The organism is Eubacteriaceae bacterium ES3 (genome assembly GCA_030586155.1).
Taxonomy (GTDB): Bacteria; Bacillota; Clostridia; order Eubacteriales; family Eubacteriaceae; genus Acetobacterium.
In genome coordinates this window covers 701,865-723,797 of record CP130741.1, presented here as the reverse complement: position 1 = coordinate 723,797, position 21,933 = coordinate 701,865, and the positions used below count along the sequence as shown (strand labels likewise).

The window sequence follows — 21,933 nt, the reverse complement described above, 5'->3', positions numbered from 1 at the left end:
GCCTCCTTTTACGCCAGTAACTGCATTACCCCTTGTGGTTGCTGATTAGCCTGAGAAAGCATGGCCTGGGCAGATTGCATCAGGATATTCTGCTTGGTAAGGGTCATCATTTCATTAGCCATATCCACATCTCTAATCTGAGACTCTGACTTACTTAAACTTCCTGAGGCAGACATAAGATTAGACGAGGTATGCTCTAATCTGTTCTGATAGGCCCCAAGCCGAGAGCGTTCGGCAGAGACCATAGTCATGGCCGAATCACAGGTACTGATCGCTGTATTGGCCTGAGAATGTGATGTCACCCGGATCTCATCAAGACCCAGAGCTTCGGCCCGCATGTCACTGGTACTGATGGTCATTTTCTGCCCTGTATTGGCACCAATCTGCATGGTAAAGGATTGGGCTACTGAATCAGATAGATTTGGCCAGATAACTGTGAAATGATCTAAAGGTTGTTCTTCCTCAGCACCAGCAGCTCCACCTGTTTCCGACATAATATCTTCAGCATTCAAATCTCCACCAGTCCCACCTTCAGATCCGGTAGCTGAACCGGTATCATCTTCGGCACCAGCATCTAAAATAATGCCAGTTTCTGCAACATATGTAGCATCAGAAACAGATGCGGTAAAATCAGCGACAAAAGATGCTGAATCATTAAATGTAAGGAAAACATAATTATTCTTTGCATCTGCCAAAGCATCATCAAGCGTATCGTTTGGATTATCTTTTAAATACTGAAGTACTTCTTTAACCCCCGTTCCACCTTCCGCTTTGATTTGTTGATCCATATAACGCACAGCCAAATATGCCGATCCATAATCATTTGCTACACCATTCCAATCCGATTCTGCGCCGGTACCAAAGTTTGCAACTACCGCGTTAATACTACCAAGTGAAGCAATTGCAGATTCTAATCGTTCATCGCCACCATGGGTAAATTCAGCAACACCTTCAGAGAACCAAGTTGAGAGATCTCCAAAATTCATGGTCCGCATCATGACTGCATGGGTCATTTCATGAGCAATCACCCGATCTACATACTGAGGATAGGTTCCTCCATCTGCCGTATCAGTCGGCTGAGAATAAGCCATATTAATTTTCAATGTCAGATTTGAGCCCTTTCCAGTGATATCCTCTGCACCGACTGTATCACCCGGCACATAAGTGTAACTTCCTACAACCATTGCCGCATAGGAGCTGGATGTATCATTGGTAAATTCAACAGTCAATGAAACATTGTCAGCCGTTAAGCCATAACTATCTTCCACCAGCTTTTCAGCATCGAAAAGCCAGTATTTTTTTAGACTGGAAATCAAATTCTGCTGGTCAGCCATTGACATCGACGCATTTCCCTTATTCAAAAGCTTTATAGTGTTATATTCGGTATTGTTACCGATCCGGTCGACATCTTTGACCAGCTCATCAATTTCCAATTGAATGGCTTCCCGATCTTCTGTCGCGTTGGTATCATTGGCCGCCTGAACAGAAAGTTCACGTATCCTTTGAATGATTGAATGGGTTTCATTTAGAGCACCTTCGGCTGTTTCGATCATCGAAATAGCATTCTGAGTGTTTTTGTCTGCCTGATCTAAGCCTCTGATCTGACCACGCATTTTTTCGGAAATTGCAAGGCCCGCTGCATTGTCGCCAGCCTTATTGATACTAAGTCCAGAAGATAGTTTTTCGATAGACTTTGCTACTGCAGTGTTATTTTGATTGAGCTGGCCATAGCTGTTCAATGCCGTCATATTATGATTAATTCGCATACTCTAACCTCCTTTCTTCAAGATTATCAATAACTGTCTGTATCTCATTACCGACTATAATACCATTATTTTGACCAATACCGTCGCCGGCATATTATTACAGTCTTTATTGATTAATAGTAATATCGGCACACTTATTATTTTACATTAGAGCATTTCGCAATTTTCCCAATATTTTTATTCTTATGCTTTTTAAATAACATCACCGCTCTAATTGCTGTCATACTTTGCCTTTACTATATTACTCCCTTCCTGATGAAATTTAAAGCCCACATCGAAGATTATTTAAACTTCGACGCAGGCTTTGAATATTATATTTATTTAATTTTTAACCTAAATTTTTTCAACACCCACTTTTACATCATGCCCATTCAAATTAAAAACTTCCCCATCATTAGAAACAGTAATCTGATCTGCCAGGGTTTCTTTCATAATAAAATCTTCATACTTTTTAACAGCAGCGGTGAATTCTTCATCCGCCGCATAAAAGATTTTGATATGGTCCATCACTTCAAAACCGCTTGACTTTCGCAGCTGCTGGATTCTTGATACCAGTTCTCTGGCATATCCTTCATCAAGAAGCTCCTGATTCAGGCCAGTATCGAGGATGATAAACTGGTTGTTAAGCATCTGAACATTAAAGCCTTCTTTAGCTGAAATTCGAACATCAATGAAGTCTTTTTTAATCAGCAGCTTTTCTCCTTCAAATTCGATGGTCATTTCACCATCTGCCTCCAATTTTGAAACGACTTCCATCGGATCAACTGTTGCTAATGCTTTACCCAACAGTTTTACATTCTTGCCCAATACTGGTCCAGCAACCTTGAAATCGGGTTTTAATGAATAGTTCATGAAATCACTCAAGTTTTCTTCATAAACTACTTCTTTAATATTTAATTCTTCTTCAATCAGGTCAGTCAAATTACCGATCAGTTCCTTATGCTTGCCATCAATAATCATTTTTGACAGTGGCTGGCGGACTTTGATCTGGGCATCTTCTCTAGCCGATCGACCAAGTGATACAAGATCTCTAACCAGATCCATAGGTTCCTCGATAGAGCCCTGAATCAGGTATTCATTAACACTTGGATAGTCAGCCAGATGGACCGATACTTCTCCAGTTAAATTCTGATAGAGTTCTTCTGTGATATAAGGTGCAAAAGGAGCGCAAAGTCTGACGACTCCTTCCAGAACTTCCCAGGTTGTATTATAAACAGCCTTTTTATCTTCTGTCAGCTCACTAGCCCAAAATCGACGGCGATTTCTTCTGATATACCAGTTTGACAAATCCTCATTGACAAAATTCTGGATTTTTCGAACTGCCTTTGTGAGGTCGAAAATATCCATCTCAGCCCGTACTTCATTAACCAGACGATTATATTTTGAAAGAATCCAGGCATCGATATTTGGTCGTTTTTCATATGGAACAAAGAAACTCCGAGGATCGATTGAATCAGTGTTGGCATACATTGCAAAAAACTGATAGGTATTCTTCAAAGTATTAAAGAACTTGCTCTGAACTTCTTTTAAACCTTTGACATCAAAACGAGTCGGTGTCCATGCCGGTGAGACGTAAAGTAAATACCATCTCAGGGCATCGGCCCCAAACTGCTCAAACATTTCAAAAGGATTAACCGTGTTGCCCTTAGATTTTGACATCTTATGGCCATCAGCATCCAGAATCAGATCATTAACCAGCACACGTTTATATGGCGATTTACCAGTCACAAAGGAAGAAATAGCCAGCAGTGAATAGAACCAGCCACGAGTCTGATCAATCCCTTCACAAATAAAATCAGCCGGATACTGTTCTTCAAATAATTCTTTATTTTCAAAAGGATAATGATACTGGGCAAAAGGCATAGAACCGGAATCAAACCAGCAGTCAATAACATCTTTTACCCGCGTCATGGTTTTGCCGCAATCCGGACAAGTCAGGTGGACCTCATCCACATAAGGACGGTGAAGTTCGATGGATTCATCAATATTTTCTACTGCTTTTTCTACTAGTTCCTTTCGTGAACCAATCGATTCAAGCTTGCCACACTCTTCACATCGCCAGACGTTTAAAGGGGTTCCCCAATAACGACTTCGCGAAATCGCCCAGTCATTCAAGTTTTCCAGCCAGTTGCCAAAACGTTTTTCACCAACAAAATCCGGATACCATTCAACCCCATTATTATTTTCAATCAGACGATCCTTGATCTTTGTCATCTCCAGATACCAGCTGGGTTTTGCATAATAGAGCAGGGGCGTTTTACATCTCCAGCAATGGGGGTAATTATGCGAAACTTTTTCTTTTTTAAAGAGCTTATCCTCTCCCTTCAGCCATTTGATGATTTCTACATCGGCATCCATGACAAATTGCCCCTTCCAGGGGGTTTCTGTATATTTTCCGTCCTCAGCTACCGGCTGCAGTACCGGCAGATTGTATTCTCGACCAACCTTGTAGTCATCCTCACCAAAAGCCGGAGCAATATGAACGATACCGGTCCCGTCTTCGGTGGTGACATAATCGGCACAGGTTACATAAAAGGCCTTCTTATCTGCCGCCACAAAAGGCATGAGCTGCTCGTATTCAATATATTCAAGGTCTCGACCCTTCATTTCTTCCAGCACTTCATAACCTTTAGAAAGAAGTGACGGTGCCAATACCTTAGCACAGATCACAACCATCTCATCGACTTTAGCTTTAATATAGTCGGCATCCGGATGGACCGCCAAAGCGACATTAGAAGCCAGGGTCCATGGAGTAGTTGTCCAAACCAGGAAATACTCATCGGCATCTTTTCGTTTGAATTTTACAACAACGGTATTCGACTTGATCTCCTCATACCCTTGCGCGACCTCATGAGAAGCCAGACCGGTTCCACATCGTGGACAATACGGCAGAATTTTATGACCTTCATATAAAAAGCCTTCTTCATGAAATTTATTTAAAATCCACCAGACCGATTCAATATAATTATTATCCAGGGTAATATATGGGTCTTCCATATCTATGAAGTATCCCATTTTTTTCGTCATTTCTTTCCATTGACTTTCATAATTAAAAACCGAGTCCTTACACTTCTGGTTGAATTTATCAATCCCGTAGGCTTCAATTTCCGGCTTGCTGGATAGTCCCAGGGATTTTTCCACCTCAATTTCAACCGGCAGACCATGAGTATCCCAACCAGCCTTTCTAACAACCCGATAACCATCCATTACCTTATACTTACAGACCGTATCTTTAAGGGTTCTGGCCAGAACATGATGAATTCCCGGTCGACCATTAGCAGTCGGCGGACCTTCATAAAAAACGTAATTTTCGCACCCTTCACGATTGTCGATGGATTGTTTGAGAAGATTCATCTCCTCCCATTTTTCAGCCATCACATTTTCTTTTTCTCCTACTTGCTCTTCCGATATCAGTTTAAACTCTGCCAAATCTGTACCTCCTGTTTATGTACATTCATAGTTTCACAAATCCCTATGAATCGATTTTTTCCTCGTTTTGGACTTGCCGTGCATTCGGTGTCGCTGTCGCGCCACCTCATCGCGGGCTTCGCCCTCCCTTGTCTTTACAAAGCTGAAAAACATTGCCGTGCATTCGGTGTCGCTGTCGCGCCACCTCATCGCGGGCTTCGCCCTCCGCAGATTGAGATAATTAATCCGCTTCTGAAAGCGAGCTTTCAATCGGATTAATTATCTCAATCTGCGCACGGCTTCATTTTTCGCGCAAAAAAGTCCCCTGATAAAATCAAGGGACGAAAAGTTCGCGGTACCACCCAAGTTGACACAAAATGCCCACTCATTTATGAATATAACGGTTCCCCGGGATACCCTAATCTAAAGAATTCAAATATGAAAAACTTTATTTCAGGTAGCCTGTTCAAAGGTGATCCACCGGAAGTTTAGTATTAATCTCTCACCAATTGATTAATTCTCTGTCTTATGGCAACTCCCAGACGTCCTTATCAAAACATTTAATTTTTCTTTATTACTGACTCATATTCTAACCAAAACTGCCTGTAAAATCAAGTTTTTTGAAATCTTTATTTGAAACTTTAAGTATTTCGTTTATAATAATATGATAAGTGGAATTTCATTCCATTATTTATTAAAAGGAGAACCTAATGAAAAAACGTTCAATTATCATAACGGTGATACTCGTTGTCGTTCTACTTGCAGCAATGGTTTTTTTAATTCCTCAATTAAAAGATCAAAATACTGCCAGCGATCAGACATCAGAGGAAACCACTACAGATACTACCGACACCACCACTGATGCTTCTGACGATAAGACAACAGATGAAACCCCTGATACTTCAAACATTCCCGACGAAACCCCTTCTGCCGCAATTGAAGTGCCTCAGGCCGTTCAACAGATTATTGCCGACAATCAGGATGCCATGTATGATGATAGTTCAAACCTTTTGGCTTCTGGCTATCCCAGTGAGCTGATTCCTTTGTACAATGCCACTATGGTTTCTGAATCCCAGCTAATCACCAGTGCATCTGGTAACCCTGGCTGGTTGACTTCTTTCGTCTCGCAAAACAGTACTGATGAACAGGCCGCATTTTACCGCAGTCTGATGTCAAACCTCGCCGATTTTAGTGAAGAAACAGTATCTGAAACAACCAATTTCACAGCAACTTCAGGCGCGTACTCTGTTCGTGTATCTATTTCGCCAAACATTCAGGAGAAAACAGATCTGCCAGGGAATAGTGCTGCCAGTATTTATATCGAACAGATCAGTTAATCTCACATCTACAAAACCCGATGATCTCTCATCGGGTTTTGCTTTTACATATAGCCTTTCATCGTATCCAAATATTCTTCAGCATTATCCCGTATAGACTGGATCTCTTCTTCAGAAAGGGTTCGGACCGCTTTAGCCGGGCTACCAATAATTAAGGAATTTTGTGGAAACACCTTTCCTTGAGTAACCAGCGCACCAGCCCCAACGATAGAATTATCACCGATCTGAGCTCCATTTAAAATGATCGCCCCCATCCCTACCAGTACATTATCACCAATTGTGCAGCCGTGAATGATCGCATTATGGCCCACACTGACACCTTCACCAATAATCGTCGGGTGCCCCGGCGCCACATGCACCACAGTTCCATCCTGTATATTTGTATTATTGCCAATCGTAATGCTGTCTACATCACCACGGATTACAGCCTGAAACCAGATACTAACAAAATTCCCCAATTTAACGCGGCCAACAACATCCGCACTTTTTGCAATAAATACGGTCTTACCGAGCATCATACTTTTACCTCCATATGTTCAAGGCCTGACCTAAAAATCAGCCTCATTCTTAAAACATGATTTACTTTAGCAGCATATCTCCTAAACATTGTCACTTTAATGGATTTCCAAATATCTTATCAAAAATACTACATTAATTACTTTCCGTCTTTAAATATGTATTATTGTAACATAAATTCAAGCTAATATAACTGTTCAAAACCCCTTATAATCTGTTAATTTTAGTTAGAACGCCTAAAAAAATAAAATAAATTTTAATCGCTGCCAGTCTTATGTTAAAATATGTTTACTTCAAATTAAAAGGAATGAATATGCATATTGCACAAATCGAAAACCTGACCAAAACCTATGGCGAAAAAATACTTTTTTCAGATCTCAATTTTGGAATTGATGAAAATGACAAAATAGGTCTGATTGGCTTAAACGGCACCGGAAAAACTTCATTAATTAAGGTACTTGCTGGAACAGAACCGCCTGACGCAGGAACTGTCACTTTTTTTGGCAGCAAACGTATCGAATACCTGCCTCAAGACCCGATTTTTGAGGCAGACCTGCCTATTCTTGAAGCTGTCCTGAAAATGGATTCACCGGAAATCTCTCTGATACGTGATTATGAAGAAACTCTTGAACTGGTAAACGAGAATCCCCATGATAAAAAACTTGAAGGCCGACTTTTATCACTTTCTCAAGTTATTGATGACCAGAGTCTCTGGGATTTTCAGGCTCAGATCAAGACCATCCTGTCACGACTTGGCATCAACCACCTGCAACAGAAAATTGGTGAATGTTCCGGTGGACAAAAGAAACGCGTTGCTCTGGCAGCGGCGCTTTTGTCAGATTGCGATTTGTTAATCCTTGACGAACCGACTAATCATTTGGACAATGAAACGATTGACTGGCTGGAAAACTATTTAATGAATCGACAAGGATCCTTGTTAATGGTTACCCATGACCGGTATTTTTTAGATCGGGTTGTCACCAAAACCTTTGAACTTTCGCAGGGAAATCTCTATGAATACTCAGGAAATTACGCAGCCTTTCTGGAACTCAAGGCCACTCGAGAAGAGATGGCACTTGCCAGCGAACAGAAAAGACAAAATCTTTACCGCCAGGAACTGGCCTGGATCAGACGCGGAGCCAGAGCCAGAACCACAAAACAAAAAGCCCGTATCCAGCGCTTTGAAGAACTTAAAGATCAGGAAGTCAATTTAAACCAGCAAAAACTTGATATCGGCCTATCAACCACCCGTCTGGGAAAAAAAGTCATCGAGCTGGACCATGTTTCAAAATCCTTTGCTTCTAAAAAAGTCCTTGATGACTTTAGCCTGATTATTGGCCAGGGTGAACGGATCGGTATTATCGGGAACAATGGTTTGGGCAAATCAAGCCTCTTAAATCTGCTTACAGGACGCATACAAGCGGATCAGGGCCATATTGAGATCGGTGAAACGGTCCGCTTCGGTTATTTTTCTCAGGAATCCGAAGAAATGGATCAAAATCTCAAAGCCATTGAATATATCCGAGAACTGGCCGAAACAGTCACAGACAGCACCGGACAAACGGTAAGCGCCGCTCAAATGATGGAAACCTTTCTATTTGACCGAAACAAGCAATGGGTCTATATTAAACAGCTGTCAGGCGGCGAACAACGGCGTCTCTATTTAATGGGCATCCTGATTCAAAAACCAAATGTATTGCTTTTTGATGAACCTACAAACGATTTGGATCTGGAAACACTGTCAATCCTTGAAAGCTATTTGGACGACTTCCCCGGTTCTGTCATTACTGTTTCTCATGACCGGTATTTTTTAGACCGTACCTGCGAAAAAATCATTGCCTTTATTGGCGATGGTAAAACAATCGTTCAAACCGGTAATTATTCCGATTATATTGCCAAAAAAGGCTTATCTGAAAGCATATCTGATGCCACGACTAAAAAATCAGGTGGCAGACCACCCAAAGAAAATGTTCGCAAAGGCCTGACTTACAAGGAAAAACGTGAATTCGAAGCCCTCGAATGCGAAATCCCGGAAATTGAAAATCGACTTGAGCAAATTAGTACAGAAATGACTCAAGATCTCAGTGATTACGTCAAACTTGAGCAGCTGAATAATGAAAAAGATCAACTTGAAGATCGCTATCTTGAGGCAATGGAACGACTAGAAGAACTGGAAACTTTAAAAACAGCTAATTAAAGACCACGAAAAAAAGAAACGGATAAACTGTTTCTTTTTTTAATAGCCAAGCCGTCTAAGAGCTTCTCTGGCAGTGTCCCATTCATTGTAATAAAGGGTTTTTTCTTTTAGTATTTCCTGCTTTTCATGCCCTTTTCCAGCCAACACCAATACATCTCCAGCTTTACAAAGTCGTGCACCGTGAAAAACACCTTCCTGTCTGATTTCCTCTATTGCATACTGATCAGTTTTTTCCTGCACACCCGATAGTACCGCTTTAATAATAGTTAATGGTTCTTCACTGGCCGGATTATCAGAGGTAACAACGATAAAATCTGCCAATTCACCGGCAATCTTCCCCATAATTGGCCGTTTTTCTTTATCTCGATCACCATTGCAACCAAAAACCAAAATGATCCTGCCATCAAAAATCTTGCGGACCGACAATAAAAGCTTCTCCAGAGAATCCGGGGAATGAGCATAATCGATAACTACCCCAAATGGTGCTTTAGTTTCTAAGATTTCCATTCGTCCCTCAACTCCGGGAAAATGCGCGACCGCTTCTATAATCAGCGACATTGGTACCTGTTCACGACAAGCGACAATCATCGCTGCCATGGCGTTGTAAATCATAAATTCCCCAGGAATATTAATATATATTTGCTCTTCACCAGTCGGTGTAACTAAGGTAAAATGCGATCCTTTTTTTGTCATTTCAATATCGGTTGCAAAATAATCACATTTTACATCCATTCCATAAGTAATAATCGGTATATCAGTCTTTTCCTCCAGGGTATCTCTTAATATGCCACCCCATTTGTCATCCGCATTAATTATGGCTGCTTTTTCAGTCTGAAAAAATAGTTTTGACTTAGCTTCAAAATAATTTTCAAAAGTTTTATGATAATCCAAATGATCCTGAGTCAGATTCGTAAAAATTCCGTAATCAAAATGCACACCATTAACTCGATCTAAAGCTAAACCATGTGATGAAACCTCCATAAAAAGATGGCTACACCCATTATTTTTCATCTCCGCAATAGTTTCTTGTACTTCAAGGGATTCAGGCGTTGTTCGTCCTTTATTATCAATTATCTTATCACCAATCAAATTATTAATGGTGCCAATTAATCCGCATTTTTTTCCTGTTGTTTCAAAAATATGTTTGAGCATACTGGTGACCGTCGTTTTTCCATTTGTGCCCGTCACCCCAGTCATCATCATACCCTGAGACGGATCGCTATAAAAAGCACTGGCCAATAATCCCAATGCGTGGCGAGAATCAGCCACTTTTACAAACGCAACCTTTTCAGGATATTTGTCTAGCTCCTTTTCATGGATAATAACAACCGCCCCCTTATCAATCGCCTGCTCAATATAAAGGTGACCATCGGTAACGTATCCGTCAATTGCAACAAAAATACCCTCTTGTATAACTTTTCGCGAATCATAAGCGATTCCCTCAATCTTTCGTTTCTTATCAAGATTTTTTATATCAGTAATTTCTATATTATTAAGTAGTTTTTCTAATTTCATTCCTGCGTTCTCCTTATTTGCTCTTAACATTATACTTCTTCGGCTTTTTCTTGTCTACTTTCTATCATCTGAAAAACGCTTTTTCTATTGTTATTGTGCATAAAGAAAAACCCCTTTACATTATCTGTCAAGATTCAGCAAAAGAGTTTTCTGTGTTTTTGTAGTCGTTTACGATTATTTATCAATAACCATTGGGAATGAAGTAGAAAAACCAGCAATAGTGCACTCCATTCCAAAATCATCTTTACTAATCATTCTACCCGGTTCAAATTCTGCAACCTGACGATCCCAATTCAGTGATAAGAACTTTTCCAATAGACCGACATCGCCCGTCATCGTTTTAAAATCCAACTTTAGAACCTGACTCAAGTGTTTAGCACAATAAACCCAACTGTCTAAACTATATGCTCCAGCGTCAACCATAACCATCGATTTATAATTCTTAAACATTATCCCCATAATTGCTTCAGCACGTTTAGATCCATAGCGTCTAATCGCGTAATGGTATTCCTCTTTCAGGGATTTCTTACTGTTTAACCAGGCTTTGGTGATAAAATAGGATTCCCCACGAATTTTTTTTAAATTTTTTTCATTATGTAAAAGGACATGAATGCAATCTTCCAGTCTCAAACAGGCCAGTCTGGTGTTTTGGCTGACCAGCCCTACCAGGCCATGTCCGCAATTCCCATATGCCAATAAGATCAACCCATAGTTTTGATTATTATCAATTGCCTTTTGCAGTTCATTTCGAAGAAGATCAGGATTGATGTGCAGTTCCGCCGGCATCCAAATGGTATCATAAAAAATTCCACAATTCTCCATTGCCAAGCTCAATTCACCTTTTATCATGCCACAAGCAATCAGTAAAACTTTTTCTTTCATGATCTCCCCTCTGTTCATTGCTAATCAAAGGATGCGACTGCTTCCAGACCTGCATCTTCTCCTGAAAAATACATTAAACCCCAGCCAATGGGATGATCTTTTTCATCAAGTAGTTTTTGTTCAACGACCAGTACCGGTTCGCCATCCAAAATATCAAGCACCTGGCTCACTTCACCTTTAGCTGCAGCTGCACGAATCTTTAGTTTTTTAGTCATCGCAAAAATGGAGTTTTTCTTGGCTACCATTTCCGGAAAAGTCGCATAACGTATTTCCTTCTCGACAATCGGTATTCCGCGATAATAGGGAATATACTTGACATCAAATGCCTTAACAATCCCATCATTAACGAAAACGCGTTTTACAACAATAACGTGTTTGTTTTCCTGAATTTCCAAATTGAAGCCAACCTCATAACTGGGTTTGATGACATTAACTTCCATTAAGCGAATTTCTTCACCCTTTTTCTCGCTCGGCAACATTTCATCAAAATGCAGGGTATATAAATCAAGATCTGGTTCACAAACGTAATTCCCTTTTCCTGGAATAGAATAGATATACCCTTCATTAACCAAAACTGCCAAACCCTTGCGGACGGTCATTCGACTGACATTAAACTCCTCACAAAGAAGATTCTCCGACTGTATGGCATCACCTGGCTTAATTTCTTCGCTGGTTATCTTTTGCTTAATTGCTTCTACTATTCTTAAATATTCGGGAGATCCCATATACTCACCACCTTGGTCCACTCGTTTCTATTATTTACCGGATTTTTCAAGCATCCACAACTTACATTTATCAACCCCTAGGGTCACATCCTTTGTTGCAAAATCTGCTCCCACAATCTGACCGGCCTTTTCATCAATCACTGCCCCACCAATAATTATTTTATAGTCGTCACGAATACCACGATTAATTAATTCACAGACAATTGCCCGCATTTCGTAAAGCGTTTCCTGTTGCATCCCACTAAGAGCAATAATATCAGGCTTATATTTTTCAACAGACGAAATAACCGTATCCAAGGGCACATCTGTTCCAATGTCAATAATTTCAAAACCGGCGGTCCTTGAGAATGAACCAAAAATATTCTTCCCAATATCATGACAATCTCCAAAGACCGATAATAACAACATTTTTCCAATAGTTTGTTCAGGCGCAGGCTGATTAAAAGCTATCAGCTCTTCTAGCTCCATAACCTCCTGAAAGATTATTCCGGCAAAAATCAGATCGGCAATAAAATAATCACTGGTCTCGTATAATTTGCCCACTCGTTCCATCCCTGCCTGCAACCAGTTAAAAATATCGATGGGTTTAAACCCTTTTCGTATGGCTATTCTTACGAGCTCCAGAGTCCGATCTTCGTATAGTCCTTCTATCGATCTAACAATACTCTGTTTCATCCCTCTGCTCCATTTATCCTAATATACAATAAAACCTCAGGTACAGCGTCTCGTCTGTCAACCGAAGTCTTGCCTGAATCTATGTTCTTGTTTAAGTATACTGTTTTTTGTTAAAATAAGACTTTCATCTTTTGGTTGAAATAGAATTCATCAACCATATTTCGTTTGCAATTGAATTTCAAAAAAATTTCATTTTACAAATAATCTCTGCTACTAAACACTTTTATATTTATTCCAATGACATGGAAAAATTTGTTCAATTCAGATCCAGTCTTTTTATCATTTGAAATCGTTTGATAAATTATAGCATACTTATATCGACCTGTATATACAATTATCATCAAAAGTTCTTAATTTTTTATTAAGTAACTGCCAGCCTTACTGTTATGCAATATTGATATATACCTCTAACTTAAAAAAGGCACCTGTAATGGATGCCTTATAATGCTAAATCCAAGCTTGACACATTTTTACGCCTTCAGCCGCATTAGTTGTATAATTATCTGCTCCCACAAATTCACAGGCTTCTTTAGTGACCGGATTTCCGCCAATAATTATTTTGGCGTTAACACCTGCCGCCTTTAGCGAATCAACTGTATCTTTCATCGAATCAATTGCCAAAGTTAAAACCCCACTCATACCGATAATATCCGGCTGAACGGCTTTAGCCTTTTCGACAAAAATTTCTGGTGCAACATCAATCCCCAAATCAACAACTTCAAAACCAGCTGCTTCACACATGCTCTTGAAAATATTTTTTCCGATATCATGGAGATCTCCATGTACGGTTCCAATAATAATTGTTCCACTTGAACCTGCACCACTTCCTCCCAGAACAGGTTTTAATGTATTGATTGCTTCTGTTAGTAATTCTCCGGCAAAAATCAGATCTCCAACAAAATATTCACCTTTTTCAAACAGGTCGCCAACAATCGCCATTCCTCCCTGGCATGCTGCTACGGCTTCCTGCGCCTCATCCTCAGAAGGGTTTGTTTCTACAAACTCATTTAAAAGATCAATTACCTCTTCTTCTTCCAAGTCTCCCACCGCTTGAGTTAACACTTTTAAATCCAACATAGCTTTACCTTCCTTATTACAATAAGAATAACATGTTTAGCTTGTGTGTACATGTTTATGAGGGTATCATACACTTTTCTCTGTCTAATGTCAAGTAAACGCTTCCACATTATAAGAAAGAAGTGAACATCAGTTCACTTCAGTAGGTTTCAAATTCATGGTATCTCGCCTATCATTTCCTGACCGACCTTGGTATCTTAAAATCCGGCTAGTATTGAGGATCGTAATAACCGCAGCCCCGACATCGGCAAATACTGCCATATACATCTCACCGAAGCCCATTACTGTCAGTCCCAGTACCAGAAATTTTATTCCCAGAGCCAAAACAATATTTTGAATCATGATTTTTCGAGTATATTGAGCTATATCAACAGCTTTTAGAATATCCTGGGGATCATCCTTCATCAGTATAATATCGGCTGCTTCAATCGCCGCATCGGATCCTAATCCTCCCATTGCCATACCGGCATCAGAAATTGCCAGAACCGGAGCATCATTCATCCCATCGCCAACATAGACCGTCTTTTTACTTGTCTTCTTAATCTTTTCAAACTCAGAAACTTTATCCTGGGGCAGACAATCTCCAACCACCTGATCAAGTCCAAGGATTCGACCGACTCTATCAGCCGTTTTCTGATTATCGCCACTAAGCATTACGGTTTTCTCGATCCCAATATTTTTTAATCCAACTACCATTTTTTCAGCATTTTCTTTTATCTGATCACCAAGAATCATCATTCCTGCAAATTTTTCATCAATTGCCACATAAACAATGGTCCCTTCGCCGTCCCAATCAGGTGTTACTATTTCATTTTCGCTGAATAAACTCTTATTGCCCACCAGCACGCTTTTGCCTTCCCATTTAACCTGGGTTCCTTTACCCGGTATTTCTTTATGTTCGGACAAAGACTTTTCCGAAATCCGGCATTTTGAATAATCTCTAACAGCTTCTGCAATAGGGTGATTGGAGAAATATTCTCCAGCCGCTGCGGCTTGAAGAAAGTCGTCTTTTTGTATCCCTTCAGCCAGCTCCACCTGCAAAACTGAGAATTCTCCAAGGGTCAGGGTACCGGTTTTATCAAAAACAAAAGTATCAACCTGATATAAAACATCCAGGTAATTACCGCCTTTTATTAAAATCCCTTCTTTTGAAGCCCGGCCAATGCCGCCAAAATACGAAATCGGGATTGATAAAACCAAAGCACAGGGACATGAAACGACAAGAAAAATCAAGCTCTGATAGATCCAGGTTTCAAAGCTTGCGCCTTCTATCAATAGCGGTGGTATAATAGCCAAGAGCAGAGCCGATATAACAACAGCTGGGGTATAGTATCGAGAAAACTTAGTAATGAATTTTTCTGTTTTCCCTTTCCGATCACTGGCCTCTTCGATAAGGTGCATAATTTTTACTGCAGTTGAGTCTTCATAATCTTTTGTTACCCTGATTTTCAGAACATCCTGGCCGTTAATCATGCCACTGAGAACTGTATCGCCAACATTTACTTTTCGAGGGTAAGACTCGCCGGTCAGCGGTGAAGTATCAAGATAAGAAAGTCCTTCAAATACTACTCCATCAGCCGGAATCTTTTCCCCTGGCTTAACCAGTAGCAGATCATCTTTCCTGATCATCGTTGCGTCAACGGTACGGGTGCCCTCACCATCAATCAGATGAGCGTTTTCGACACTGAAATGAATGGTTTCGGAGATCGCATTTCTTGCATTATCAACGGCTTTAGCCTGAAAATATTCTCCGACACCAAAGAAAATCATGACCCCAGCCGCTTCCGGCCATTCACCTAAAATAAGAGCACCCACCGTAGCAATGGCCATCAGGAAATTTTCATCAAAAATCTGACCATGTCCGATGTTTTTGAGCGCCAGCAGAATAACGTGATAACCAGCCAGGAGATATGCTCCCAAAAATATTCCCATTGAAACCGCTGCAAGTGTTTCTGGCATCAAAGCTTTGGTCACAAATCCACCGACAAATAAAATCATGGCAATCAGCAATTCAATTTTCTCACGCTTTTCCATTTCTCCATGCTGATGTCCGTCATGTCCATGATGGTGGTCTTCATGTTCTGAATGTGTTTCAACATGACCAGAGCAGCAGCTCCCTTCATGACAGTGACAATCAGGTTTTATCGTCTCGCTAAATTTTGTTTTACTGACGACTACATGTGGTTCCAGTGATTTAACCAGCTTGACCACCGCATCAAAGGTAACTTCCGGCGAGAAATCCATTCCCTCTTCAATATTTAAGGTTCCAGTAGCCATTGAAAAACTTACCTCATTAATATTAGGCATTTTACTAACCAAACGTTCAATTTTTCCTGCACAGCTTGCGCAGGTCAGCCCATCTAAATATAATTTCATTTTGTCACCTCTTTTTTTACTGATGCTGTAAATGTATAATGCTTAACCGGACAATATCCTCAATATGATGATCATCCAGCCGATAATATTTCATCTGGCCATCTTTTCTGTTAGATATGATTCGATTATCTTTTAAAACCCGCAACTGATGGGATACGGCAGTTCTTGAAACCTGAACCTGATCAACTATATCACCGACACAAAGCTCTCCCTGTTCAAATAAGAGCGAAACTATTTTAATCCGAGTGGAATCTCCTAATACTTTAAAAAATTCTGCTGCAGTGAACAGGAGATCATCATTATAACTGACTGATTCTTCTTTTATCATAAGCCCTCCTCCATTCAATACGTGAACACTTATTCACATATTGATTATACCAAATTTCCCCTTATTGTCAATCTATTTTGTTTTAATACAAAAAAAAGAATCCCATCGGATCCTTTTTCACATTACGATAAACTACGTAACCAGGCAATTTCATCAGCATAACCCAAATAGTTATCATAAGGTGTTTCCAGAAAAAAAGGAATATCTTTGAGTATTGGTTCTGTAACGATTTTTTCAAAGGCCTTTTTCCCAATCGTTCCTTTTCCCAGTTTTTCATGGCGATCTTTATGACTTTCAAATGGCATCATGCTATCATTTAAATGAATCGCTTTTAAAAATTTCAGTCCAATCATGCGGTCAAACTGATCAAGCACAGACTGAAGTTCTTCCGTAATATTATAGCCGGCTGAATAGACATGGCAGGTATCCAGACAAACTCCGATTTTATTTTTTAACGAAAGATCATTAATGATTGCTCTCAGCTCACCAAAACTACGACCAATTTCGCTTCCTTTTCCCGACATGGTTTCCAGTAACACTGTTGCTTTCTGGTCTTCCCACATCAATTCATTCAGAGCATCAACGATCAGCCCAATCCCTTTTTCCACCCCCTGACCAGTATGACTGCCCGGGTGAAAATTGTAAAGCTGGCAAGGTAAGTCTTTAAGCCTTAGCAGATCCTCTTTAAAAACTGTCTGAGCAAATGCTCTGGTTTCCGGATTTTCTGAGGCCAGATTCATGGTATAGGGTGCATGGGCTAAAAGTGGTCCAAAATTGTTTTCTTCCATAATATCTACAAGACCTTCAACATCTTTCTGTTCCAGGTCTTTTGCCTTTCCACCCCGAGGATTTCTGGTGAAAAACTGAAAAGTATTGGCATTTATTTCAAGTGCAGTCTGTCCTGCTTTGGTAAATCCTTTAGCAATAGACAAATGTGGTCCAATAATTAGCATAAATTATCCTCCTCTTAACTTGTATAAATAAAGGTTATCATGTAAAATTGATTTATACAATTTAAAAAAAGGAGAAACAAAATGGAATTTTTGAAATCTATGAAGATTTTCGGTATTATTGTATCAATTCTCATGATTGTCATGGGCGTTCTTGTATTTACCAAACCTGTCTTTGCCGCTGAAATCATTTTTTGGCTTTTTGAGCTGGGGATCCTGGCTTATGGTATTTTCAGTATTGTGACTTATGCAAAGAGCACGGTTAAAAATGGCTGGACACTGGTCACAGGGATTATGGCCGTTGTTTTGGGTATTCTTTTAGTTATGTCCAGTACGCTGCAGACAGCCGGTACATTTGCTTTCATGCTGGCTTTTATGTCCATGTCGGCTGGTATTAATCAGCTTTCTGCCGGGATGACTATTAAAAAATCCGGTGCTGAAGGCAGCGGATGGCTGATTGCTTCCGGTGTCATCAACCTGTTGCTATCAGTATTCCTGATTTTTGCACCTGTTGCCGCTCTATTAGGATTCGGTTTTATCGCCGGCATTTATCTGATCGTCGGTGGGATTGCACTTTTTGCTGAAGTCATGTCCACACACACTATTCGATAAAAATTAATTCTTCTATAAAGTATTGAGAAATATTTATTGTTATTTTGAAACTTTATATTAAGCAAAAAGGCAGTCACAATTTTGTGACCGCCTTTTTAAGTTTAAGCGCCTTTTATAGCATCCAGTTCAATTTCCACCAATTGGCTTTCCCGGTTTAGCATGGTTGTCCCAACCATTGTAAATAATGGTTTGACCTCAAAAAATATTTCCGTATAGGCTCTAGCAATCTGCGGAGCATAAGCCATATCAGTCGTATAAACTTTGACTTTTGTCACATCAGCAACAGATGCATCAGCCTGCTTAAGCAGATCCACAAATTTTTCCAGCACATACTTTGTCTGACCATAAGGATCATCAATCCCATAAACGCTGCCATCTGGCTGCACGGAAGTTGTCCCGCCAATGGATACAAAGGGACCTACTGATACCATGCGGGAATAGCCCGCTTTCTCTTCCAAGGGTGCTCCTGATGAATAGTTTTTTCGAATCATTTCCATTTTTTTGCCTCTTCTATTTATATCTTTGTTTTAAACCGATCATACCTAAATGCCGACGTGTCTAAGGTCGTTTCCTGGTCCATCGCCATTTCTGACAACAGCAATCCAACGGTAGGCGAAATCCCAAAACCATGTCCGGAAAAACCACACGCCAAAATCAGTCCCGGTACCTCTTCAACATGACTGATTACCGGAATATGGTCTACGCAATCATCGATTGTTCCGGCCCAGGTTCTGATAATTTTAAATTCCTTCATTTCAGGAAAATATTTTAAGATTCCCCGACAAATACAGGGCGCCGTTGCACTCTGGGTTGCCTGTTCCGGATCATATTCCTGATAAGCGTCCAAGCCCGATGTCCCGCCAAAGACAAATGAACCATGAGTGCTCTGATGACCATAGAAATCTGCTTCAGCAGTCCCCAGCATCTGATAGAACATCTCAGGCTGGGCCTCTGTAACCAGAACTTCTAACAGAACCGGATTCATCGGTACATCAAGGCCAATTGTATTGGCAATTTTTCGACTGCCTAGCCCTGCCGCCAAAATAATTTTATCCGCTTCATAAGTATTTGTCTGCGTTACAACTTTTCTGGCAGACCCTCTGACTTTTCTTATCTCCAGCACTTCTTCGCCAGTGACGAATTGAGCTCCTAATTCCCGAGCTTTTTTATAATAGGCCATAGTGACCAACAAAGGATTGGCATGACCATCAGTCGGGCACCAGCTGGCACCGATGACCTCATCAGACAGATAGGGATTTATATCTCTAGCCTGCTCACCATCAATCATCTCAACTTCCAGACCCAGTGTCTTCGCCCGATCAGTCAGGCCGTTTAGAATATCCAGATGTTTATCAGTTTTTCCTAACCTCAAATTACCTTCCTGATAATACTCCACATCAACGCCCAGGTCTTCTGACAGATTAGGCCATAAATTTTTCACTCCGAACATAGCCAGCGGCAGCTCTGCTGGATGTCGTCCCGATTGTCTGACACCGCCACCATTTCTGGTTGAGCCGCCGTCACCGATATTATCGTCCTTTTCCAGAACAATCACTGATTTTCCCGCTTTAGCCAGGTGATAAGCCGCTGCATTACCGATCACACCGGAACCAATAATAATTACATCTGCTTTGTTCATCTTAACCTACCTCCGCGGCATCATTAGCCAGAGCCTGCATTTCTATCGGACGCATAGGTGCTCTGCCAACTGCTGATTCCAGCTCTATTGGCTTCATTCCCAGTTCTTTGGCAATAATTCCTTTAACCAGTCGGCCGCAAGTCTGTCCCTGACACAAGCCCATTCCAGTACGCAGGAACTTTCTGACTTCTTTTAAAGTAAACATACCGGCATGCACCGCTCTTCTAATTTCGCCTTTAGTCACTTCTTCACAGCGACAGATAATCATCTCATCATCAGCCATTGGAACAAATTCACCGATATCTCTTGAACGATCATTTAGTCTATCCAACTGGATTCACCTCCTGTTTAAAAAATCGGGCCTTCATTCCCATCTCCCGGGGAACCCTTATGGTCAGCAAATTGGTCTTGTCAAAGGCTTTTACTGATTTAACATCGACCACCTGGCTTTCGCATAATACCGTTCCACCTCTACCCAGTGCAAATCCGTTTACGCCAGCTTGCGGAAGAGGCAAAAATTCGTAGGGAATGGTAATGTGGGTGTGTGTCGCTTCAGCTTCTTCATTAATTAAGAATATCGATTGTCCGGAACAGGCCGCTACACACATTCCGCAGCCAACACATTCTGTTTCTGTATCAAATTCCGGCAAGGCTGTGATATTCTCACCTATTTTAATGCACCCCTTTGGGCAAGAATCCTGGCAGGGATTACAGGGAATATTCTGTGTGCATTCAATGACTGGATGTATGCTGATACACTTTTTAACACCAGGATAGCCTTCAATTTCATGGTCAGCAATATATCCTTTTTCTAAGAGGGATTGCGAAACTTCATAACCTTCATCTGTTTTGGTCAGGACTTTACCCCGATTTTCTGGTGCAAACATACCCTGACGCAGTTTCTCAAGGGACTTTTCCTGAAGTTTAACAGAGCTTTCAAGCTTTTCCTTATCAATATAACCAAGATATTCTGCTACCGACAAACCAGCAATCCGCCCTTCAATCATGGCCGAGCTGGCTTCTTCGATCCCCGAAACATCACCGGCAACAAAAATTCCCCTAATCGAGGTTTCACCACGCTCAGAACATACAGGAACAGTACCGCCTTTTTTCGGATCCTCCACCATCTCACAGCCAGCCATTCTTAAAAGCTGTGACATCGGAGAGAGCCCGACAGCCAAACAAATGGTATCCACATCAAATGTTTTTTCTGAACCACTGATAATCTGCCAGTTTTCATCAACTTGGCCGATGGTCACTTTTTCCAGGGACTCCGCTCCCTCCGCTTCAATAATGGTGTGCGATAGATAAAAAGGAACGCCCGTTCGTGCTACTTTGGCCGCATGGACACCATAACCGCCTACTCTTGGGGCTGCATCAACAATTCCTACAACCTCACAGCCAGCCTGCAAAAGTTGAAAGCTGACAACCAGGCCAACATTTCCACTCCCCAGCATTAAAACTTTTTCCCCTGGTTTTACACCATGCAGATTCATCATCGTCTGAGCTGCTCCGGCACCAATCACGCCCGGCAAAGTCCAGCCTTTAAAATTGATCATATTTTCCGAAGCCCCAGTAGCCACAATGATGGCATCAGCTTTATAGTGAAAAACCCGCTCGTCTTTCATCACAACCACTTCCCGGTTGGGATAAATTCCGGTAACAATGGTTGAAAGACTTACTTCCACACCAAGTTCAGAAGCTTCTTTAAGCAGCTGATCACCAATTTTAAAGCCGCGGATTTTTGCCTGATGTTCCTTAGAGCCAAAGAATTTATGGATTTGCTTAAAGAGCTGACCACCCGGCATTGCATTTTCATCAAAGACAATAACATTCAAACCTGCCCCAGCGGCCTCAATTGCTGCTGAAAGTCCAGCTGGCCCAGCCCCAACAATGATTAAATCATAACGTTTCATTTTTTACGCCTTTC

Annotated in this window: 18 protein-coding genes; 3 read left to right on the top strand and 15 right to left on the bottom strand. The window is 40.9% G+C overall.

Going from position 1 to position 21,933, the window contains the following annotated elements:
- Window positions 1-8 precede the first annotated feature (8 nt).
- Both Q5O24_03220 and ileS read right to left on the bottom strand, forming a co-directional pair.
- Window positions 9-1,766, bottom strand: a complete 1,758-nt coding sequence (locus tag Q5O24_03220) for a flagellinolysin (GenBank protein ID WKY48352.1) — start codon at window positions 1,764-1,766, stop codon at window positions 9-11.
- Between the two features lie 333 nt (window positions 1,767-2,099).
- Window positions 2,100-5,195, bottom strand: coding sequence for an isoleucine--tRNA ligase (gene ileS / locus Q5O24_03215; protein ID WKY48351.1), 3,096 nt, complete (start codon window positions 5,193-5,195; stop codon window positions 2,100-2,102).
- 689 nt (window positions 5,196-5,884) lie between these two features.
- On the opposite strand from ileS, the gene Q5O24_03210 reads away from it, so the two are divergent.
- On the top strand, window positions 5,885-6,511 hold the full coding sequence (locus tag Q5O24_03210; GenBank protein ID WKY48350.1) for a hypothetical protein: 627 nt from the start codon (window positions 5,885-5,887) through the stop codon (window positions 6,509-6,511).
- Window positions 6,512-6,555: 44 nt separating this feature from the next.
- On the opposite strand, the gene Q5O24_03205 is transcribed toward Q5O24_03210, so the two are convergent.
- The gene (locus tag Q5O24_03205) at window positions 6,556-7,029 is read right to left on the bottom strand and encodes a gamma carbonic anhydrase family protein (protein ID WKY48349.1); all 474 of its coding nucleotides are present in this window, start codon (window positions 7,027-7,029) and stop codon (window positions 6,556-6,558) included.
- Between the two features lie 311 nt (window positions 7,030-7,340).
- On the opposite strand from Q5O24_03205, the gene Q5O24_03200 reads away from it, so the two are divergent.
- On the top strand, window positions 7,341-9,224 hold the full coding sequence (locus Q5O24_03200; protein WKY48348.1) for an ABC-F family ATP-binding cassette domain-containing protein: 1,884 nt from the start codon (window positions 7,341-7,343) through the stop codon (window positions 9,222-9,224).
- Window positions 9,225-9,263: 39 nt separating this feature from the next.
- On the opposite strand, the gene Q5O24_03195 is transcribed toward Q5O24_03200, so the two are convergent.
- The 8 genes from Q5O24_03195 to Q5O24_03160 form a co-directional block, all read right to left on the bottom strand.
- A complete protein-coding gene (locus Q5O24_03195; GenBank protein WKY48347.1) occupies window positions 9,264-10,739 on the bottom strand; it encodes a UDP-N-acetylmuramoyl-L-alanyl-D-glutamate--2,6-diaminopimelate ligase in 1,476 nt (491 codons plus the stop codon).
- 174 nt (window positions 10,740-10,913) lie between these two features.
- Entirely contained in the window at window positions 10,914-11,621 is a 708-nt protein-coding gene (locus Q5O24_03190) for a DUF1638 domain-containing protein (GenBank protein WKY48346.1), read from the bottom strand.
- Between the two features lie 20 nt (window positions 11,622-11,641).
- A complete protein-coding gene (locus Q5O24_03185; protein WKY48345.1) occupies window positions 11,642-12,346 on the bottom strand; it encodes a GntR family transcriptional regulator in 705 nt (234 codons plus the stop codon).
- A gap of 30 nt (window positions 12,347-12,376) precedes the next feature.
- Window positions 12,377-13,021 carry a cobalamin-dependent protein gene (locus Q5O24_03180; protein ID WKY48344.1) on the bottom strand — a complete coding sequence of 215 codons (645 nt, stop codon included), beginning with the start codon at window positions 13,019-13,021 and terminating at the stop codon, window positions 12,377-12,379.
- A gap of 447 nt (window positions 13,022-13,468) precedes the next feature.
- Window positions 13,469-14,098, bottom strand: a complete 630-nt coding sequence (locus Q5O24_03175) for a cobalamin-dependent protein (GenBank protein ID WKY48343.1) — start codon at window positions 14,096-14,098, stop codon at window positions 13,469-13,471.
- A gap of 129 nt (window positions 14,099-14,227) precedes the next feature.
- Entirely contained in the window at window positions 14,228-16,474 is a 2,247-nt protein-coding gene (locus tag Q5O24_03170) for a heavy metal translocating P-type ATPase (GenBank protein ID WKY48342.1), read from the bottom strand.
- A gap of 16 nt (window positions 16,475-16,490) precedes the next feature.
- On the bottom strand, window positions 16,491-16,802 hold the full coding sequence (locus Q5O24_03165; protein ID WKY48341.1) for a metalloregulator ArsR/SmtB family transcription factor: 312 nt from the start codon (window positions 16,800-16,802) through the stop codon (window positions 16,491-16,493).
- A gap of 122 nt (window positions 16,803-16,924) precedes the next feature.
- Entirely contained in the window at window positions 16,925-17,755 is an 831-nt protein-coding gene (locus Q5O24_03160) for a deoxyribonuclease IV (GenBank protein WKY48340.1), read from the bottom strand.
- A gap of 81 nt (window positions 17,756-17,836) precedes the next feature.
- On the opposite strand from Q5O24_03160, the gene Q5O24_03155 reads away from it, so the two are divergent.
- Window positions 17,837-18,364: a DUF308 domain-containing protein gene (locus Q5O24_03155; GenBank protein WKY48339.1), complete on the top strand. Its 528-nt coding sequence runs from the start codon at window positions 17,837-17,839 to the stop codon at window positions 18,362-18,364.
- A 101-nt stretch (window positions 18,365-18,465) separates the two neighbouring features.
- Here the strand turns inward: Q5O24_03155 and Q5O24_03150 are convergent, their stop codons facing one another.
- Genes Q5O24_03150 through Q5O24_03135 form a run of 4 tightly spaced genes read right to left on the bottom strand, consistent with a single transcriptional unit; the run spans window position 18,466 to window position 21,919 of the window.
- Window positions 18,466-18,861: a Rid family hydrolase gene (locus Q5O24_03150; protein ID WKY48338.1), complete on the bottom strand. Its 396-nt coding sequence runs from the start codon at window positions 18,859-18,861 to the stop codon at window positions 18,466-18,468.
- A gap of 17 nt (window positions 18,862-18,878) precedes the next feature.
- On the bottom strand, window positions 18,879-20,003 hold the full coding sequence (locus tag Q5O24_03145) for an FAD-binding oxidoreductase (protein WKY48337.1): 1,125 nt from the start codon (window positions 20,001-20,003) through the stop codon (window positions 18,879-18,881).
- 1 nt (window position 20,004) lies between these two features.
- Window positions 20,005-20,334 carry a (2Fe-2S)-binding protein gene (locus Q5O24_03140; GenBank protein ID WKY48336.1) on the bottom strand — a complete coding sequence of 110 codons (330 nt, stop codon included), beginning with the start codon at window positions 20,332-20,334 and terminating at the stop codon, window positions 20,005-20,007.
- Window positions 20,327-21,919 carry an FAD-dependent oxidoreductase gene (locus Q5O24_03135; protein WKY48335.1) on the bottom strand — a complete coding sequence of 531 codons (1,593 nt, stop codon included), beginning with the start codon at window positions 21,917-21,919 and terminating at the stop codon, window positions 20,327-20,329. The genes Q5O24_03140 and Q5O24_03135 overlap by 8 nt, the downstream gene beginning before the upstream one ends.
- Window positions 21,920-21,933 lie beyond the last annotated feature (14 nt).

Bases quoted from the DNA above. Each gene is read 5' to 3' on its own strand.
- Q5O24_03220 (WKY48352.1), bottom strand. From the start codon at position 1,766: ATGCGAATTAATCATAATATGACGGCATTGAACAGCTATGGCCAGCTC.
- Q5O24_03210 (WKY48350.1), top strand. From the start codon at position 5,885: ATGAAAAAACGTTCAATTATCATAACGGTGATACTCGTTGTCGTTCTA.
- Q5O24_03205 (WKY48349.1), bottom strand. From the start codon at position 7,029: ATGATGCTCGGTAAGACCGTATTTATTGCAAAAAGTGCGGATGTTGTT.
- Q5O24_03200 (WKY48348.1), top strand. From the start codon at position 7,341: ATGCATATTGCACAAATCGAAAACCTGACCAAAACCTATGGCGAAAAA.
- Q5O24_03195 (WKY48347.1), bottom strand. From the start codon at position 10,739: ATGAAATTAGAAAAACTACTTAATAATATAGAAATTACTGATATAAAA.
- Q5O24_03190 (WKY48346.1), bottom strand. From the start codon at position 11,621: ATGAAAGAAAAAGTTTTACTGATTGCTTGTGGCATGATAAAAGGTGAA.
- Q5O24_03185 (WKY48345.1), bottom strand. From the start codon at position 12,346: ATGGGATCTCCCGAATATTTAAGAATAGTAGAAGCAATTAAGCAAAAG.
- Q5O24_03180 (WKY48344.1), bottom strand. From the start codon at position 13,021: ATGAAACAGAGTATTGTTAGATCGATAGAAGGACTATACGAAGATCGG.
- Q5O24_03175 (WKY48343.1), bottom strand. From the start codon at position 14,098: ATGTTGGATTTAAAAGTGTTAACTCAAGCGGTGGGAGACTTGGAAGAA.
- Q5O24_03170 (WKY48342.1), bottom strand. From the start codon at position 16,474: ATGAAATTATATTTAGATGGGCTGACCTGCGCAAGCTGTGCAGGAAAA.
- Q5O24_03165 (WKY48341.1), bottom strand. From the start codon at position 16,802: ATGATAAAAGAAGAATCAGTCAGTTATAATGATGATCTCCTGTTCACT.
- Q5O24_03160 (WKY48340.1), bottom strand. From the start codon at position 17,755: ATGCTAATTATTGGACCACATTTGTCTATTGCTAAAGGATTTACCAAA.
- Q5O24_03155 (WKY48339.1), top strand. From the start codon at position 17,837: ATGGAATTTTTGAAATCTATGAAGATTTTCGGTATTATTGTATCAATT.
- Q5O24_03150 (WKY48338.1), bottom strand. From the start codon at position 18,861: ATGGAAATGATTCGAAAAAACTATTCATCAGGAGCACCCTTGGAAGAG.
- Q5O24_03145 (WKY48337.1), bottom strand. From the start codon at position 20,003: ATGAACAAAGCAGATGTAATTATTATTGGTTCCGGTGTGATCGGTAAT.
- Q5O24_03135 (WKY48335.1), bottom strand. From the start codon at position 21,919: ATGAAACGTTATGATTTAATCATTGTTGGGGCTGGGCCAGCTGGACTT.